Source organism: Mesorhizobium sp. M1428 (assembly GCF_040317515.1).
GTDB lineage: Bacteria > Pseudomonadota > Alphaproteobacteria > Rhizobiales > Rhizobiaceae > Mesorhizobium.
On the sequence record NZ_JAMYKT010000019.1, the window covers coordinates 43,946 to 59,155 of the forward strand.

A 15,210-nucleotide genomic window follows, 5' to 3' on the forward strand; every position below is an offset into this window, starting at 1 on the left:
TTCATTTCCACCGGAACGAGTTGGACATCAACTGCCACTGGTCGACATTGTCCGCGCCCTTTGGCGCGTAGAGTTCGAGCGTGATCAGCTTGCCGTCCTTGAAATAGAGGTACCGCTCGTTCTCCAGGCGGACCTGCTTGTTGGTCACCGCATTTGGTTCGGAGTTGGACGTATAGACAATGCGGATTGCCGGGCCCGCCGCCAGCTTGACCTGCTTGACCGCCGTCACCCGGACGGCTCGACCGGTGGATTGGAGCTTCGGAACATAATCCGCCTTGGCGCTTTCGACGGTCGGTGCGGCGTCCGCCTTTGCCGCGGAAACAACGACGCCGTCGAGCTTGTCGACGAAGCTTGCGCCGTCGGCATTGTCCGTGCGCGCCCACCCCTCCGGCACCTTCATGGTGAACCCTTGCGGTGAGGCATAGTCGATGAAGACTTGCGTATCGGGAATATCGCCGGGAGGGTTCTTTTCCGCGGGGACGACTTTCTCGGCCGCCAACGCCGGCAGATTTCCGAAATCTGGAACGAGCGCGCCGGCAGCGCCCAGACATGCCGCAACGGTAAGGATCGGCAGAATCCGGCTGATTTTTCGATGAGCGGACATCATTTGAGCGGCCTTTCGAGCTGAACGGCGAATTCACTCACTATCGCGCGTCAAGCTTACAGGCATGTCGCCTGGTTCATACGGATTGGTAAGCTTGGAGGGCGGTGCCTAGCCAGCCGACGATTTAGCAGCGGGGGAAACTGACCACCACCGCGAGGCCGGGATGGCGGTCTTCGAGGGTAATGGATGCGCCGTGCAGATCGGCAATGGCGCGCACCAGGCTAAGCCCAAGGCCGCTGCCGGGCGTCGTGCGGCTGTTGTCCAGCCGGTAGAGCCGTTGGAACACTTTTTCGCGCTCCTCGGTTGGAATCCCCGGGCCGTCATCGCCGACTTTTACAAGAATGCGGTCATCCCTAGGGATCACTGACAATTCGATCGCCGTGCCTGCCGGGCAATGCCGCAAGGCGTTCTCCACCAGATTGGCGAACATCTGCGTCAACAATTCCCGATCGCCGTGGATCTGGCATTGTGTGCCTTGAAGGATTTTTGCCGTCAGCGACTTTCCGTCATCCTCAGCAACGTCCGCATAGATTTCGGCAATGCTCTCGACTACGCCATTGACGTCCAGATCGATGAAGCGCGCCTTGCGCGCTCCAGCCTCGATCTGGGCGATGCGCAGCAAGGCATCGAACGTCTCATTGATCTGGAGCCCTTCCGCCCGCGCGTCCGCCAAATCATCGGAAACCTCCTCGCCCAGAGCGGTCTTGTCGGCGGCGGCTTCCAAAATCATCTGCAGGCGGTTCAGCGGCGTCTTCAAATCATGCGCGATGTTGGCGCTGACCTGCTTCATGCCTTCGACCAGGGCCGACAGCCGGTCGAGCGCGGCGTTGACCTGGGCGGAAACCCCGTCGATATCGTCGCCGTTGCCAACCAGGGGAATGCGGGCGTCAAGCCGCCCATGCGACACGTCGACCATGGTGGCAGCGATACCGTCGAGGCGGCGCTGGACACGGGATGCCAGCAAGGCGCCGCCGGCCACTGCCAGACCGGTGATGATGAGGGTTCCCCAGCCAAAGCTCATCAGCACGATGGTTTCCAACTCATCGGTCTCGGACAGGTTGAAGGCGACCGTCAGATTGTTTCCGCCAACCGAACCGGACCAGGCCCGGTAGACGGTGCCGGCCGGCACGCCGGGCATAGTGGCGTCAAACATCGAGAAGCCGTCGGGAAGGTCCCCCGCGGTAAAGTTGCCGGCAAGATGATTGCCGGCCGGACCGGTCAGCGAGAACAGCTGCTCTTTCTTGGCTGAGAGCGCGGCATGGCTGTCGACCGTCGCAACCAGATCCTCCAGATCGCTTTCGGCATAAGTCGCCGCCACCACCGAATAGGTCTCCTTGATGGAATCATCGAGCCGCTCGGCAAGGTCGGCGCTCATCAGCTGATAAACGATGGCGCCCGACAGGATAAAGGCAAGCACGAATAAGAAGGCGAAGGTCAGGGCAAGCCGAAAAGGCGTACTGCGTAGCAGATTAAACCGGCGCATGCAGGCTGTAGCCGGTGTTGCGGACAGTATGGATAAGCTGCGTTTCGAACGGCTTGTCGATCTTGGTTCTCAGCCTGCTGATATGGGTCTCGACGACGCTGGTCTTGGGATCGAAATGGAAATCCCAGACGCGCTCCAGCAACATGGTCCGGGTGATGACGCGGCCTTCGCCACGCATCAGCACTTCGAGCAGCCTGAATTCCCGCGGTTGCAGGTCGATCGCCTGACCCTGCCTAGTGACCCGGTGCAAGAGCAGATCCATTTCAAGATCGGCGACGCGCAAGGCGGTCTTCTGTTCGTGTGCCGCCGGCCGGCGGCCAAGGGCGTTGACGCGGGCGAGCAACTCGGAAAAGGCGAATGGCTTGACGAGGTAGTCGTCGCCGCCGGCCTCGAGGCCCTCGACCCGGTCGTCGACGCCACCGACCGAGGTCAAAAAGATCGCCGGCGTTCGAACCCCGGCGGCACGCACCGCCTTGATCATCGACAGGCCGTCCAGACCGGGGATCATCCGATCCGCGATGATCACGTCATAGGCGTCGCGTGTCGCGGCAAACAGCGCGTCATGGCCATTGGGCAGCAGATCGCAAACATGCCCGGCTTCGCTCAGTCCCTTGACTACGTATTCGGCAGTCCGTGGGTCATCCTCAACAAGGAGAAGTCGCATCTCTGTTCCGGTCTGTTGCCGAGGCTTTGTCCGCGGTGCATGCTAGCGCCGGCAGCTGCCCGCTCCTAGAATACCTATTCCTGGAATATAGGATCATCAGCCGAAAAACCCCAGCAGCGAGTTCCTGGCTTCGAAAGTCTGATCCATTTCATAGGTCCTCAGAACCGGAATGGCGATATGGCCGCACCGGATAGAAAGCCGCGCCGCGGATTTTCCTCGCCGGCCGTTGCTATCCCGGCCAAATAGAGCGCCGCCAGTCCGCCTGCTATCGGAGCCGGCCTGGCAATGGATGAGGACAGGTTTCGGGCCGACTTCATCAGTGCAATCAAGGCGAGCGACTGGTGCTGCGCCAGGTCCCTGCGAGCCGACTCGATATGCCTGATGCCGAGATCCTTCGCCGCCCGCACCGCTGCGTCAGATCATGACCGACCAGGCGCTTTACCGCGCAGATTGATGATCGTGGCGATGTGGTACTCGTCGTGGTAGGCCCTCATCTCGTCCACCGACGGCCGGGCCGATCGATGGCTTCACCGGCAACGATTGCGTGAAAATTGTCATTAAGGTGGGACGCCCCCAGGGCGCAATCCAACTGGGAAGGCAATCACGGAAATCGAAGCTGTCACCCAGGCTTTGATTGCGAACTTGTCATTGGCTGCCTTTCCGTCACGGCTTGATGCCTTCGAATTTGGTTCGAAGGTCATCTGGCCGCATCGCGTGCGGGGACAAGCATCTTGCGCAGCACGGCGTCTTTCAGAATAAAATGATGGAAGAGTGCCGCACCGGCATGAATGCAGATGAGGACCATGAACACCGGCTTTGCCCAGGCATGGATATCGCCTATCCAGCCCCAGACATGAAAGGCCAGAAGCCCGGAAACAGGAACAGCGACGAGAAGGCCGTAGAACAGCGCATGCGTTGCGCGTGAGGCGAAAGCGATCCATTTCGGCATTGTCGATTGCGGCTTGGGCGCACCGATGAAGAGGCGCACGGCCAGTCGCACGAACACCAGCAACAGAAGCGCCAGGCCGACCCAGTAATGGGCGGATCCCATGGTCTGCTCGTAGGACGACAGTTGCCGTCCGTCCGCTGCCGCATCGACGTATGTTGTCATGCTTTCCCCGAACAGGAGTTGGAACAGGACAAGCGCCGCTATCGTCCAATGCAGGCTAATCTGAAGGCTGCTGTAGCCGGATCTCTTGGAGTTCATTTTCTGTCCATGAGGTGAGCGCTGTAGCTGCCGATGCGACCCAGGCAGGAATCCGTTGACGTATTGCCGCGTTCTCGCCGCGTGCGACGGGCGTGCAGATGCTCGATTCCTAATCGGATTCGAGCAGGATCTTGTCAGCCTCGTGGGCGTGCTTCTTCAGGCTCATATAGAGAACAAGGGTGACGATGCAGCAAAGGAAGAGCATGCTGGTCAAGGTGGTGCCGAAACCTAGGCCGCCATATTCGAAGGGTTGCGAGAGCAGGTCGCCGAACGAGGCGCCAAGCGGTCGCGTCAGGATATACGCGAGCCAGAAGGCGAGGATGCCGCCCAGCTTCAGCACGTAATAGGCAAATGCGATGAGCGCGATGACGCCGGCAAACAACAGGCCCGTGGTGAGGTAGCCCATATCGAAGCTCTCGGCTACCAGGTCGCCCGCCGCAGTGCCTAGCGAGAAGGTGAAGAGGATCGCCAACCAATAGAAGACCTCGCGTTTCGTCGTGACAATCGTATGGATCGACAGTGTCCTTTCGCTGGCAAACCAGACAGCGAAGGTCGCGGCGAGCACGATGGTGAAGCAAATCGTGGTTGTTTCTAGGCGCACGCCGAAATTGTCGACGAGATTGTCGGTGACCAGCGTGCCGACCACGCTTATCAACACTACCGCCAGCCAGTAGGCCCAGGGCACGTAGCGTTTCTGCGCGAATTGCAGGACAAGCGCGACAACTAGGATGGCGGTCATGATCAGCGAGGTGACGGTCAGGCCAAGACCGAGATTGACGGCCAGATAGTCGGCCGCCGTCTCGCCCATGGTCACCGCCAACAGCTTGATCAGCCAGAAATCGACAGTGACATCCGGAACCCGGTTAACAGCAGGCGCGACACGTTGGGCGGCTGGCGAGAACATTGCTGTATCCTGTCGTTTGATGAGACGTAGGGTGGACTACTTGCCCAAGATTTTCATTGCCTGAGCGAAGAAGTCGTCGGCGCGCTTGTCGTCGTCGGCATTGCAGCGCTCGATGCCCTTGGTCTCCAGCTCGGAAACCTTGGTCTTGTCCGTATCGCCAAGTTTCGCTTCAGCCTCTGCGGCGCGCAGGGTCTTGAGCGTTCCTTCGCAAGGCGCTGGTCCTGCGGAGGCTGATGACATCGGACTGGCGATGGCAACTGCACCGAGCGCGAGGGCGAGAACCAGTTTGTTCATATAACATTTTCCTGTGTGGCGCCGGTCTTTCCGGCAATGTCGGTCAAGCTCCGGCAACTCGACCGGGAGCAGGGACCATAGGGAGGCGAGTTCGCCGGCATCTGTCCGGTGGCTTACAATTTTGTAAGAATAAGAGGAAACCCTGTTGATTGCCTCGCCATCAGCCGGCGGAAAGGGTAGTTGGTTACGCGCAACGACATTTCGGCCCATCCATAGACTTGCCAGAGCTGGGGGAAACCAATGACCTACGCCTCTCTCAAGCCGTCACCGAAGGCATTCGACCAGCACAAGCGTCTGATCGTTGTCCAGGTGGTGGCAGTCCTGGCCATAGCGCTGCTGTTGTTTGCCAAGCCGTTCCTGCGCGAAGGGTCGAGCGAGCACGAGTTCATCGAACTGCTCGGCTGCGTACTCATCCTCGTCTGCGTCGGTGGCCGTCTGTGGAGCATTCTCTATGTCGGCGGCAAAAAGAACGAAGAGTTGATTTCCGCGGGGCCGTTTTCCATGACGCAGAACCCGCTGTATTTCTTCTCGACGATCGGCGCGGTGGGCATCGGGTTGATGTATGGATCCATCGTCGCAGCCTTGGCATTGGGCCTAGCCAGTTTCATCGTTTTCCGGGTGACGGCGCGCAAGGAGGCCGAATTCCTGCTCGGAAAGTTCGGCCCCGCCTACACGGCGTATGCAGAGCGGACGCCGCGCTTCTGGCCGAACCCGCTGCTGTTTGCCGACCAGCCCGAGCGGCAGTTTTCAACAGGTGCGCTGAGGCGGACATTTTATGACGGGCTTTATTTCCTCGCCATCTTCCCCGCGATCGAGACGATCGAGTATTTCAGGGCCAGCGGCTTTCTGCTCACGTTTTTCACGCTCTATTGATCAATGCATAAGTCTGCTGTCATTCGCCCACGCTAACCGCTATCAGCTGGACATAAGAGCACCGACTAAATTTTTGGCACATCGCGCAATGCAGAGCGGAATTTACGACATCGAATGGTCATTTACCGGGAAGGGCACTAAGCGGGACGGCGGTCCGCGGAAAACCCATCTCCCAACATTGGCCAAAGCATTTTTGCCGGACCATGATGTAAGCACTCTTTCGCGATGTGGCTATCGTGCGCTGAGACGGATTAAATGCGTATCTTACTTGCGGAAGACAATCGCGAATTGTCGACATGGCTGGCGCGCCTGCTGCGGCGCGACAATTACGTGATCGATTGCGTCTTTCGCGGCGATGATGCCGATGCCGCCCTAGCAAGCCAGGACTACGCCTTGGTGATCCTCGACCTGGCGTTGCCGCATCTCGACGGCATCGAGGTGCTGCGGCGGCTGCGAGGCCGCGGCACCACGACGCCGGTCATCATTCTCACCATTGTTGGCACATAAGGAGCTAGAGAATTCTTGTCACCAGATTGTCCAGCCGGGAGTTCTCGCGGTAAGCCAATCGCACCACAACGGCACCTAAGACGCCCGTGATGGCGCCCCCGATCACGTCGGTGACATAGTGGGTGCCGATATAAATTCTCGACCAGCAAATCAGGAATGCCATGATCATGAATGCCAGCGCCCGCCGAGGCAGAGCTTGCATCGCAAAGGCCGCAACGATTGCAACGCTCGCAGTCCCGTGATCGGAGGGGAATGACCAATCTGTGCTCGGCGCAATTAACAGGTGCGTCACGCCGGCATCGTAGGGCCGTATCCGGTGCACGAACAGAAGAATGAACTGGTTGATCGCTAGACCGAGCAAGAACGCCAGACCGGCCGACAAGGCCGCGTGACGAACATGGTAGCGGTCGGCCTTCGCCCACCATTGCACAACCACAGCCAACACCATGAGCGGAACGCCGATTTGTGAGGCGCCAGTCATTGCTTTATCCAGAACCGGGTGAAGCCCAGCTGCAGCGTTGATCCAGTGAGTGAGACTTGCATCCATTCTTTGTTGCTTCCGTTATTGTCGATCGCGAGGTGAATTGTGAAAGCAGTCGACGAACGCCGGATTCATCAGATTTTTGAAGTCAGCGTCTGGCTCAAGGGTGCGCACGCCCTGATCGAATGCCTTGGCGGTGTCCTGCTTTATCTCGCTACCACAGACACCATTGCCTCGTGGGTCAATGCTTTCACCCAAGAGGAGTTGATCGAAGATCCGAACGATTTCATAGCTGGCTATCTGTCGCAGATGGCAAGCCATTTTTCGATCGCCAGCAAGGAGTTCTACGCCTTCTACCTGCTCAGCCACGGCCTGATAAAGCTGCTCTTGGTTATAGGCCTTTTGCGAGGCAAGCTGTGGGCGTATCCGGCCTCCCTCGTCGCGCTCGGCGCATTCATGGTCTACCAAGTCTACCGCTATTCCTACACCCATTCACCGGGCCTGCTCGTACTGACCGTCTTCGATGCGGTCGTCATGGTGCTGATCTGGCACGAATGGGGCATAATGCGGCGGCACAAGCCAGCATAGCGACGGATTATCAGCCTCGGCCCTGTTCAATGCGCCGGACCGCAGACCAGCACAGAATGGCCCAAGCGGAGCCGACACACCAACCTGCAAGAACGTCGGTGGGGTAGTGGACGCCGAGATAGACCCGGCTCAATCCGACCATAACCGTCAGAAACACCGCAAGCGAAACGAAATACGCTTTGACGCGGGGATCGGGGTTCGCCTTGTGGCCAGCAACGCTCCAAGGGTCAGGAAACTGACGGCGGAAAGCATGGCGTGCCCGCTCGGAAAGCTCGCTGTAAAGACCCTTGTCGTGTGTATGACATCGGGCCTCGGGCGATCGAAGGCGATCTTCAGTAGCGTGCTGATGGCCTCTCCGCCAGCCACGGCGGCCGCGACCAGCACGGCGTAACTCCGCTTTCCCGTAATCACTAGATAGCCCACTGCGGTGACCGACACGAGGAACGCAAAGCTGCCGAGAGACGTAACGTCGCGCCGTCCCATTTCCTCCAGCCAAGGCGGACCAATAGGGTTGGTTGGATCATCGGCGTTGCGAAACGCCATGAGCACGGCCCGATCGAAACCGCTCGTGTCTACCTCAATAACTTCTTCTGCCAGAAGGCCAAAGCCGAGGACAAGGCCACCGGCCACAAGCACAGGGGCGATCAACCACATGGCGAGTACGAGGCGGCCTGTTCCGTGGCCCTCGCCATCGACAAGGTTCTGCTGCTTTCCTGCCGCTCCAGCTACCCGCTGAAAGCAGACAGGGAATTGATCATTGATGCGGATCAAATGCTGACCGGGACGATTGCCTTCCAGCAGGGCAATTGGCATCCAGCATCCAGCTCACGTCCGATCGATGCTTAGGCGCGGCACGTCGTTCAAGAGCAGCTCGGATTAACTCGTTCTGTAACCGAGCCTAATCGCCAATGTTAGATGATGGCAGCCAACCCCACACGCAAATCATGGGCTTGCATGTTTTCCGTAACAACCAAGCGCAAATCGTGTTCCCTCCGCACGGTTGACATTCCTCCGTCAGCCGCCATGCTGCATTGCAACATGGCCATCGAAAAGTTCGGCATGACGGAAGCATCGCGCATCGAGTGCCTTGACGGGCTTCGGGCGCTCGCCGCGATCTGGGTGCTGATCGGGCACTGCCTGCTGTTGACCGGCTGGCAGATTCCCATCCTCGGCGAACCGGATCTCGGCGTCGATCTGTTCATCATGCTGTCCGGCTTCCTAATGGTGTTCCATTACCAGCTGCGCCAGGACAAGGAGCCCTGGCAAAGGCCGGAAACCTGGCTGAAATTCTGGACCCGCCGCTATTTCAGGATAGCGCCGCTGTTCTACGTCATGCTGTTCGCTGCCCTGGCGCTTGGCCCTTATCTCTACCAATCCAGGATGGTCATCGACGAGTTCCTGCTGCGGTCGCCGCAGGCGCCCGAGCGTTATCTCGACAGCGGCCTGAAGAATATCGGCGCCCATCTGCTGTTCCTGTTCGGCCTGGTGCCGAATTTCGCCTATCGCACACCGCTGCCGGACTGGAGCCTGGGGCTGGAGATGCAGTTCTACGCACTATTCCCGGCGGTCATGCTGCTGGTGCGCAGGCTTGACTGGATATGGAGCGCCATCCTTGTCGCCGCGATCGGCAGCGCGATCGTGTTCTTGATGGGACAATTATGGGTGCATTTTCCGATGCCGTCGTTCCTGCCGCTGAAGATGCAGATTTTCCTGTGCGGGATGCTGCTGGCGGGCGTCGTCCATCAAAGGCACAAGCGGCCTTTCGTGCATCTGGCATTGGCCATGGCTCTGGCCGCGCTGCCCTTCGGCGGCGGCTACGGGCTTGGCAAGTTTTTGATGCGCGAAGCGCTCGTCGTGGGTTTCTTTGCCCTGGTTCTCTACCGGATGCTGCCGGGAATGATGGGCATCGTGGCCAGAAAGATCGCCATGACGCTCGCCAACAGGTTCTTTCATTTGATGGGTGAGCTTTCCTTCAGCATCTATCTGATCCATCTGCTGGTTCTCCAGCCGGTGGCGGCTCTGGTCATCACCCAGTTCGGCAACGAATTGTCGGCGCCGGTGCGCTTTGCGATTGTTGTTGCCGTCGTCTTGCCGGTGGTCTGCCTGCTGTCCTGGATCACCTACACGCTGATCGAAGTGCCCGGCCAGAAGATGGGCCGTTTCGTCGTGCAGCGCTTTGGGCGGAGCCCGGCGCTCGAGGCGGTCAAGCCCGGCCCATGACCAGCCGCCAGACGGGTTCGAGCTGCACCAGCCCCCTGTTATTGGGGCTGCGGGCGACGTCAATCATGCGGGCCTTGTGGGTCAAGGGATGCGCCATCTTGATGGCGAGCGCCGCCACCAGCACTTCGCTGAACCGCGCGTCCCAATCGTTGGGCTCGGCGAATTCGCCACCGATGCCGAACTGGCACTGGCGGCAAAATGAGACCGCACGTGTCGAGCCTCAAGCACATGGCGTTCATCGCGCTGAAGACCACCGGGCATGATCGGGCGAGGGGCGATCGTCGGACGCCGCGCCCTTTCGGGACGCCAGGTCGGCTACTGTGGCGAATCCCAAGTTCACCCGCTGCGCTGCGCCGGAGTGATGTGAATTTTGGCGTTCGCTACGACATTCATGTTGCCCTTTGGCCAATCGACGGCACCAAACAGTTACAGGAAAGGACGATGCTGCCTGCCTCGGCAAGGGAGGTAACTATGAATATGAAGTACAAAACAGTTCAGGAAGTGCTCCGAAAAGCGGGCATCGTCATGAGCAAGAAAGGGGAGGTTCATCGCGTAAACTTCTTCAGCGGTCTGGAAGACACCGCCTACTACACGCCAAGCCTTCGGGATGCCCTGGACAAGGGCTTGGCTATGGCGGGAGGTGCCGGAAAGATGAAACCAACCGCCTTTGCCAAGTCAGCCCAAACAGGGATCTCGACCAGCGCACGCATCGGCTGACCCTATCCAGGCAAGACATCGCCGCGTTGCGCGGCGGTGTTGTGAAACTGCAATAGCCCAAACATTGCCGTCTTCCTTGCTCGAATGGGAAAAAGACGGCTTACGAAGCGTCTGCCGCGCCATTTCCTGACGGGCGGTTGGCGTCGTGACGGCGCATGCACGAGACGTGCAACGTTCCGCCCAGGCCAAAAATCACAAGAAATCCGCAGCCGCCTTGAAGCGGCTTTTTGCCGTGGAGGCACCATGCCCCGTTTTCCCCGACCAACCACACAGCCGGAGGCCTGAGCCATGGCCATCACCCCGCTCGACATCGCCAACATGGCGCTCGCCGTGCTCGACGAGGCGCCGATCGACAGCCTCGACCAGAGAGAGATTTGCCGACAGGCAGGTGAGGGCGGTGCGAGCATTTCAGAACTGCACTGCCCTCACCCCCATGTTGGGGCGTTGTCCCGTAATAGTGACGTGGAGAAGCGTTAACGGTCAATAATCGCCGTTGTAGTACCGGTCGTCGCAGGGGGCGGTGTAGATGCGGCCGCTCGTGCGGTCCTGATAGCGGCAAAGCTGTTCGCTGCGGGGTTGCGGGGTGGTGGCGTTGCCGACGACGGCGCCCAGCAAGGCGCCGGCTCCGGCACCGATGACCGTGCTCTTGGTGTTGCCGCCGATCGCCTGGCCGGCAAGCGCGCCGGCGCCGGCGCCGAGCAGCGCACCGGTGCTGGTTCTCTGCTGTGCTTCGGTCTGCGCGCAGCCCGCCAGCGCGGCGGTTACGAGCATGGCGGCAATCGCTTTGGACATGGTCATCGTCTGGAACTCCCTTGAAGCCTATGAACTAATACGCAGGCCGATTTTGCCAAGTACGGTGGCATTTGCGGCGGAACATAGGCACCGTGCCTCACGAAATGAGACATGGTTGTTTTTGTCTGACAACTCCGGTTTGGAAAGAAACGTAACCGAACAAGACCACAGAGCCTCATCCCAAGTCGACTTTCGAAGCGTTACGCTGCCTCGATCTGCATCACCTTTTTTGCCGCAGCGGTCAGAAATCCCGATCGGCTGTAGCCGTGGCGCACCGCATATTGGTCGATCTGGTCGAGGACATCTTCGGGAATGGTGACATTGACACGCACGACCTTCGCCGCTTCGGCCTTCAAGGGAACTAGAATGGCGACTCCGCTCAGATTGTCCTTGTCCGACATCACGTCCTCGAGGGACGACGGTTCGGGAATGGCCTCGCCGTCCTCGACCAAGCCCTCGACATGAAAGGCCAGTGCTTCCTCGGCCATGGCGCGGGCGTCGTCCAGGCTGAAGCCGGCTGTGACCAGCCCCGGAAAATCAGGAAAGGAGACGCCGAAGTCGCTGTCCGGTTCCTTGTGGATCAGTCCGATGTAATTGCGCATTTCTCTACCTCAGCTTCACACCGGATTGTTTTTCGATGCTCTTGAGAGTGCCGATCGGGATGTCGCGCTTGGGGTGCGGTACTGTTACTCGGCCCGGCTTGGCATTGTGCTTGAACTGGGCCTGACTTCCTTTTCGAGCCACTTCGTACCAGCCATCCGCCAACAGCCTGTGAATGACATCGGCGCTCTTCATGTTGTGTATAGATACACATAGCCGATCCAAATGTCCATGAGAATTGCCGCAGGTTACATGCCGCAGTCCTCAAGCTGAACCGTTCCTCAAATCCTCAAAAACGGAGAAACCAAAACCAAATGAGCCGAGGCCTTCCCCGGACGCTTTCGCGTGCCGCCGCAGAGAAGCCAGCCTCGCCCCACCCAAGGCAGGGCTGATAGCCGGAACGACCGGACAAGGCGGCGCCTACCGAACCGTCTTCTCCTTCAATGCCATGCCGGTGCCGTTAGTTGTTGGGGAACTGGGGCGACAGTGCTTGAGGCCGCCCAATGGCGTTCCGTCGGACCAGAATGCCATAGGGTTTCGTCCACCAGATAGCCGACGGGGGCCGCAGCCATGGCCTGAAGTCGTCGGGGGTGTGTGCTGCGATGCAGGCTCGCGTTGTGCTTCGAGCGTGCTGGGAATCATCGAGCCGGTGTTCCTGAAATGGGCATACAGACTGCCGGTCGATATGTGGTACCGGCTTTGCGGCATATTGAACCGTTTGTAGAGTTTCTCCACCGGGCCGTTGGCGCCAAAGCCCGTTTATACCGATGAAAGTGCCAGTGGCGCATTCTTGTCGAGCATGACCTTGGCGGTCATCAGACCGTCGCTTCGCTTTTATGAGTTCCGCAGCCTAGCTGAGGGTAGTTACGCGCTCCCGTCCGTCTCGCTTTCCTCATCGATCGTCCGAACCGGCAAATAGGCATTGGTTTCCAGCCATTCTCGCAAAATGATCTGAATAAGGTCTGGCCTGCCGATTTTCATCTCGGCTGCTACGGAATCGAGTGCATCTGCGGTCGCGGGCTCCAGCGGCACACCACCGACGTTTCGAAGCATCAAAGCAGCGCGACGCAGGAGGATCTGCAAATCCGCGCGGGAGATGTCGCCTATGCGCTGAGCTGCGTGTTCGAGATCTTCAGTAACAGACTGGCGTGTCATTGGTGTCACCCGGTGCATGGCATCCGGCCTTCGCTCTGCTGCCCAACTGGACCGTGATTGGCCAAGGGTGCAGTTATCGTGGGTCGAAGGCAGTAAACAATCATTTTCCGTCCTTTTTGCAGAGGACAACTGGCCTTCGGTACGTCGTCCTTCATTTGCTGTTGCCGGGCCGGATGCATTGGGCTCGTCCGATGGCCAGAGCTACAGGGTCGCTTCGACTGAGTGAGCCTATTGCAGCGGTGCCGACTATGGGCACCATCGACGGCTCGTCATCTTGTACTTTCCCGGTTTTTAACTCAGCGATTTCCTCGTCACGCTTGGCAATGCGGCTTTCCAGATTGGCGAGACGCTCGGTCAACAAATAGCGGCCGACCGCAAATCCGCCTCCTCCTAAAAGAACCGCAAAACTGGCAAAGGCGGCCGGGTTGGCCAGCATCAGCGCGGAGTTGGCTTCCAAAAAGCTGATAAGATCCTGCATGGTCAACTTGACCCCGTCATGCCGCAAACAAGCGAGCTGTCGTCACCGGCTGGCCCGGGTTGGCATATTTGTCGCGAATCCTCCGGGCTCGAATATCCTGAGTCACTCGCCGTCATCACCATACCCGTCGTGCGACATGGCGGCCGTTCCGATTCCATGGCTCATCCCAAGATTGGCGGCGTGTCGTCGTAACCCAGCGCTACCAATCCTGGGTGCCGGTGAGCGAGGGCCAGAATTTGAGTCTCAAGCTCGCAGTTATACGCCATGAGCGCCTTTACAGTCTCAAGGGGGCTTTCGTATCGGGCGATGAGCTTGACCGCTTCAGAATGGAGTTCAGCTTTGGCTTCAGCGTCGAGGCGAATAATGCCCATTGTCGTTCCTCCTAATGTTTGCCCGACGCGGAGCCGAGAGTTCATCAAGCCGTTCATGCAAGTGTCCATTCAGCACGATCATCTCCTTCAATGCCTTCACCGCATCGCCCTTGTGCAATGCAATGAACTTGTCGGCGATGGCCTGAAGGGCCGCCTCCTGGCGGCTGTCCAGCGTCACGATGTGGTCCATGGCGATGCCTCCAATCGTTTCTGTTCAATTGAACAAAACGGGAACAAAAATGTCAAGAGCGAATTGACTCGACGAGGAATATGTTCAGCATATTATACTTTGCGTACCCAACCTAGCCGAGAGGTGCTATGATGCACCATGATTCGGCAGAGGTGTCCGGCGCGATTGTCGCTGAGATGAGCGACACCTTCCTTGCCCATCGGGAAGGTGTGATTGTAGTGATCGAGGTTTATTTGGATGAATCGGGAATCCACCATGATTCAGAAATAACCTCCGTCTCGGCTGTGTGGGCTACGAAGGAAGTATGGACCAATTGGACGTTGGAATGGCTGAAAGCAAAAGCTCCAGTTCGCATCCACCACTCGGCCGATTGCCACAATTTCAATGGGGAATTTAAGGGATGGTCCAAGGATCATCGCGACGATTATGTCGTCAATCGTATCCTGCCGGTAATCCGGGATAATTTCATCGAGGGGCATTTCGCCGCTGTCGCTTCGGGAGAGTTTACCAAGCAGCTAAAGGATCGCCATCAGCTAGCAATACCGCCGGCCTGGATTGCGGAAGGCCACTATTCGATATGTCTTTCATGGGCGATCCGCGCGGCATGGGATCTACTCGCCGCAAGGGGTGAAAAGAACATCGCATTCGTTCATGAGAACAACGATTTTGGCAGCATAGCCCTTAAGACTTTTGGCTGGCTTGAAGAAAAATATCCGGATCGATCGGCTACCTTCGCGTTCGGTTCCAAGATGAGATATCCGCCTCTCCAGTGCGCCGATGTCTTGGCATTTGAAGGCAATCGACAGATGCGCGGAGGCTTTTACAACAAGCCACGGCGCAAGCCCTTAGAGGCAATAGACCCTGTGGGGAATCGGTTCGGATATCTCAAATATGACAAATCAGAAATTGGGCCGATGATCGATTTCAGCGCTGAGTTTTTGACGCGGGCTTACGGAGAACTTGCTCAATAGTGCGGTTGAATGCGCCCCCGGTTTCATCAACCTCCAGCTCCCGAGCGGTTTCCTTGAACCGCTCGGATTGCTCTTTCTGACTAAGCTTTGTCGCCTTTTTTCCGGGCGGCT

General features: G+C 58.5%; 23 protein-coding genes. 7 read left to right on the forward strand and 16 right to left on the reverse strand.

What is annotated here, in order from left to right; genetic code table 11:
- Position 1: 1 nt before the first annotated feature.
- The 6 genes from NKG60_RS23575 to NKG60_RS23600 form a co-directional block, all read right to left on the reverse strand.
- Positions 2-607 carry a hypothetical protein gene (locus NKG60_RS23575; protein WP_352566571.1) on the reverse strand — a complete coding sequence of 202 codons (606 nt, stop codon included), beginning with the start codon at positions 605-607 and terminating at the stop codon, positions 2-4.
- 121 nt (positions 608-728) lie between these two features.
- Positions 729-2,087 carry a sensor histidine kinase gene (locus NKG60_RS23580; RefSeq protein ID WP_352566573.1) on the reverse strand — a complete coding sequence of 453 codons (1,359 nt, stop codon included), beginning with the start codon at positions 2,085-2,087 and terminating at the stop codon, positions 729-731.
- The gene (locus NKG60_RS23585) at positions 2,074-2,751 is read right to left on the reverse strand and encodes a winged helix-turn-helix domain-containing protein (protein ID WP_352492887.1); all 678 of its coding nucleotides are present in this window, start codon (positions 2,749-2,751) and stop codon (positions 2,074-2,076) included. Before NKG60_RS23585 ends, NKG60_RS23580 begins: the two co-directional genes overlap by 14 nt.
- 697 nt (positions 2,752-3,448) lie before the next feature.
- Entirely contained in the window at positions 3,449-3,958 is a 510-nt protein-coding gene (locus NKG60_RS23590) for a cytochrome b (RefSeq protein ID WP_352492886.1), read from the reverse strand.
- Between the two features lie 109 nt (positions 3,959-4,067).
- The gene (locus NKG60_RS23595; RefSeq protein ID WP_352492885.1) at positions 4,068-4,862 is read right to left on the reverse strand and encodes a COG4705 family protein; all 795 of its coding nucleotides are present in this window, start codon (positions 4,860-4,862) and stop codon (positions 4,068-4,070) included.
- 36 nt (positions 4,863-4,898) lie between these two features.
- Positions 4,899-5,156 carry a hypothetical protein gene (locus NKG60_RS23600; RefSeq protein WP_352566575.1) on the reverse strand — a complete coding sequence of 86 codons (258 nt, stop codon included), beginning with the start codon at positions 5,154-5,156 and terminating at the stop codon, positions 4,899-4,901.
- A 240-nt stretch (positions 5,157-5,396) separates the two neighbouring features.
- Here NKG60_RS23600 and NKG60_RS23605 point away from each other — a divergent pair, with 240 nt between their 5' ends.
- Together NKG60_RS23605 and NKG60_RS23610 are read left to right on the forward strand one after the other, a co-directional pair.
- Positions 5,397-6,029: a methyltransferase family protein gene (locus NKG60_RS23605; RefSeq protein ID WP_352492883.1), complete on the forward strand. Its 633-nt coding sequence runs from the start codon at positions 5,397-5,399 to the stop codon at positions 6,027-6,029.
- Between the two features lie 255 nt (positions 6,030-6,284).
- On the forward strand, positions 6,285-6,536 hold the full coding sequence (locus NKG60_RS23610; RefSeq protein WP_352566576.1) for a response regulator: 252 nt from the start codon (positions 6,285-6,287) through the stop codon (positions 6,534-6,536).
- Positions 6,537-6,540: 4 nt separating this feature from the next.
- Here the strand turns inward: NKG60_RS23610 and NKG60_RS23615 are convergent, their stop codons facing one another.
- Positions 6,541-7,083, reverse strand: coding sequence for a phosphatase PAP2 family protein (locus NKG60_RS23615; RefSeq protein WP_352566578.1), 543 nt, complete (start codon positions 7,081-7,083; stop codon positions 6,541-6,543).
- A 39-nt stretch (positions 7,084-7,122) separates the two neighbouring features.
- On the opposite strand from NKG60_RS23615, the gene NKG60_RS23620 reads away from it, so the two are divergent.
- Positions 7,123-7,605, forward strand: a complete 483-nt coding sequence (locus NKG60_RS23620; protein WP_352566580.1) for a DUF2127 domain-containing protein — start codon at positions 7,123-7,125, stop codon at positions 7,603-7,605.
- A 10-nt stretch (positions 7,606-7,615) separates the two neighbouring features.
- On the opposite strand, the gene NKG60_RS23625 is transcribed toward NKG60_RS23620, so the two are convergent.
- A complete protein-coding gene (locus NKG60_RS23625; RefSeq protein ID WP_352566582.1) occupies positions 7,616-7,747 on the reverse strand; it encodes a phosphatase PAP2 family protein in 132 nt (43 codons plus the stop codon).
- A 5-nt stretch (positions 7,748-7,752) separates the two neighbouring features.
- The gene (locus tag NKG60_RS23630; RefSeq protein WP_352566584.1) at positions 7,753-8,418 is read right to left on the reverse strand and encodes a phosphatase PAP2 family protein; all 666 of its coding nucleotides are present in this window, start codon (positions 8,416-8,418) and stop codon (positions 7,753-7,755) included.
- A gap of 225 nt (positions 8,419-8,643) precedes the next feature.
- Here NKG60_RS23630 and NKG60_RS23635 point away from each other — a divergent pair, with 225 nt between their 5' ends.
- From NKG60_RS23635 to NKG60_RS23645, 3 genes are all read left to right on the forward strand, one after another.
- Positions 8,644-9,825 carry an acyltransferase family protein gene (locus NKG60_RS23635; RefSeq protein ID WP_352975711.1) on the forward strand — a complete coding sequence of 394 codons (1,182 nt, stop codon included), beginning with the start codon at positions 8,644-8,646 and terminating at the stop codon, positions 9,823-9,825.
- A gap of 210 nt (positions 9,826-10,035) precedes the next feature.
- Positions 10,036-10,542 carry a hypothetical protein gene (locus tag NKG60_RS23640; protein WP_352492871.1) on the forward strand — a complete coding sequence of 169 codons (507 nt, stop codon included), beginning with the start codon at positions 10,036-10,038 and terminating at the stop codon, positions 10,540-10,542.
- A 288-nt stretch (positions 10,543-10,830) separates the two neighbouring features.
- Positions 10,831-11,019 carry a hypothetical protein gene (locus NKG60_RS23645; protein ID WP_352566586.1) on the forward strand — a complete coding sequence of 63 codons (189 nt, stop codon included), beginning with the start codon at positions 10,831-10,833 and terminating at the stop codon, positions 11,017-11,019.
- A gap of 3 nt (positions 11,020-11,022) precedes the next feature.
- Here the strand turns inward: NKG60_RS23645 and NKG60_RS23650 are convergent, their stop codons facing one another.
- The 7 genes from NKG60_RS23650 to NKG60_RS23680 all read right to left on the reverse strand — a co-directional run bounded on the left by NKG60_RS23650 (position 11,023) and on the right by NKG60_RS23680 (position 14,128).
- Complete coding sequence (locus NKG60_RS23650; RefSeq protein WP_352566588.1) at positions 11,023-11,340, reverse strand: YMGG-like glycine zipper-containing protein; 318 nt, start codon at positions 11,338-11,340, stop codon at positions 11,023-11,025.
- Between the two features lie 194 nt (positions 11,341-11,534).
- Positions 11,535-11,936 (reverse strand): type II toxin-antitoxin system HicB family antitoxin, encoded by a 402-nt coding sequence (locus NKG60_RS23655; protein WP_352493300.1) that lies wholly within the window; start codon positions 11,934-11,936, stop codon positions 11,535-11,537.
- Positions 11,937-11,940: 4 nt separating this feature from the next.
- Positions 11,941-12,129 carry a type II toxin-antitoxin system HicA family toxin gene (locus NKG60_RS23660; RefSeq protein WP_352566590.1) on the reverse strand — a complete coding sequence of 63 codons (189 nt, stop codon included), beginning with the start codon at positions 12,127-12,129 and terminating at the stop codon, positions 11,941-11,943.
- A 669-nt stretch (positions 12,130-12,798) separates the two neighbouring features.
- On the reverse strand, positions 12,799-13,089 hold the full coding sequence (locus NKG60_RS23665; protein ID WP_352566592.1) for a hypothetical protein: 291 nt from the start codon (positions 13,087-13,089) through the stop codon (positions 12,799-12,801).
- Positions 13,090-13,240: 151 nt separating this feature from the next.
- Positions 13,241-13,567 carry a hypothetical protein gene (locus NKG60_RS23670; protein WP_352566594.1) on the reverse strand — a complete coding sequence of 109 codons (327 nt, stop codon included), beginning with the start codon at positions 13,565-13,567 and terminating at the stop codon, positions 13,241-13,243.
- Between the two features lie 161 nt (positions 13,568-13,728).
- Complete coding sequence (locus tag NKG60_RS23675) at positions 13,729-13,938, reverse strand: hypothetical protein (protein WP_352566596.1); 210 nt, start codon at positions 13,936-13,938, stop codon at positions 13,729-13,731.
- Positions 13,913-14,128, reverse strand: coding sequence for a hypothetical protein (locus NKG60_RS23680; RefSeq protein ID WP_352493294.1), 216 nt, complete (start codon positions 14,126-14,128; stop codon positions 13,913-13,915). The genes NKG60_RS23675 and NKG60_RS23680 overlap by 26 nt, the downstream gene beginning before the upstream one ends.
- A 128-nt stretch (positions 14,129-14,256) precedes the next feature.
- Here NKG60_RS23680 and NKG60_RS23685 point away from each other — a divergent pair, with 128 nt between their 5' ends.
- Positions 14,257-15,099, forward strand: a complete 843-nt coding sequence (locus tag NKG60_RS23685) for a DUF3800 domain-containing protein (RefSeq protein WP_352975716.1) — start codon at positions 14,257-14,259, stop codon at positions 15,097-15,099.
- The last annotated feature ends 111 nt before the right edge of the window (positions 15,100-15,210 follow it).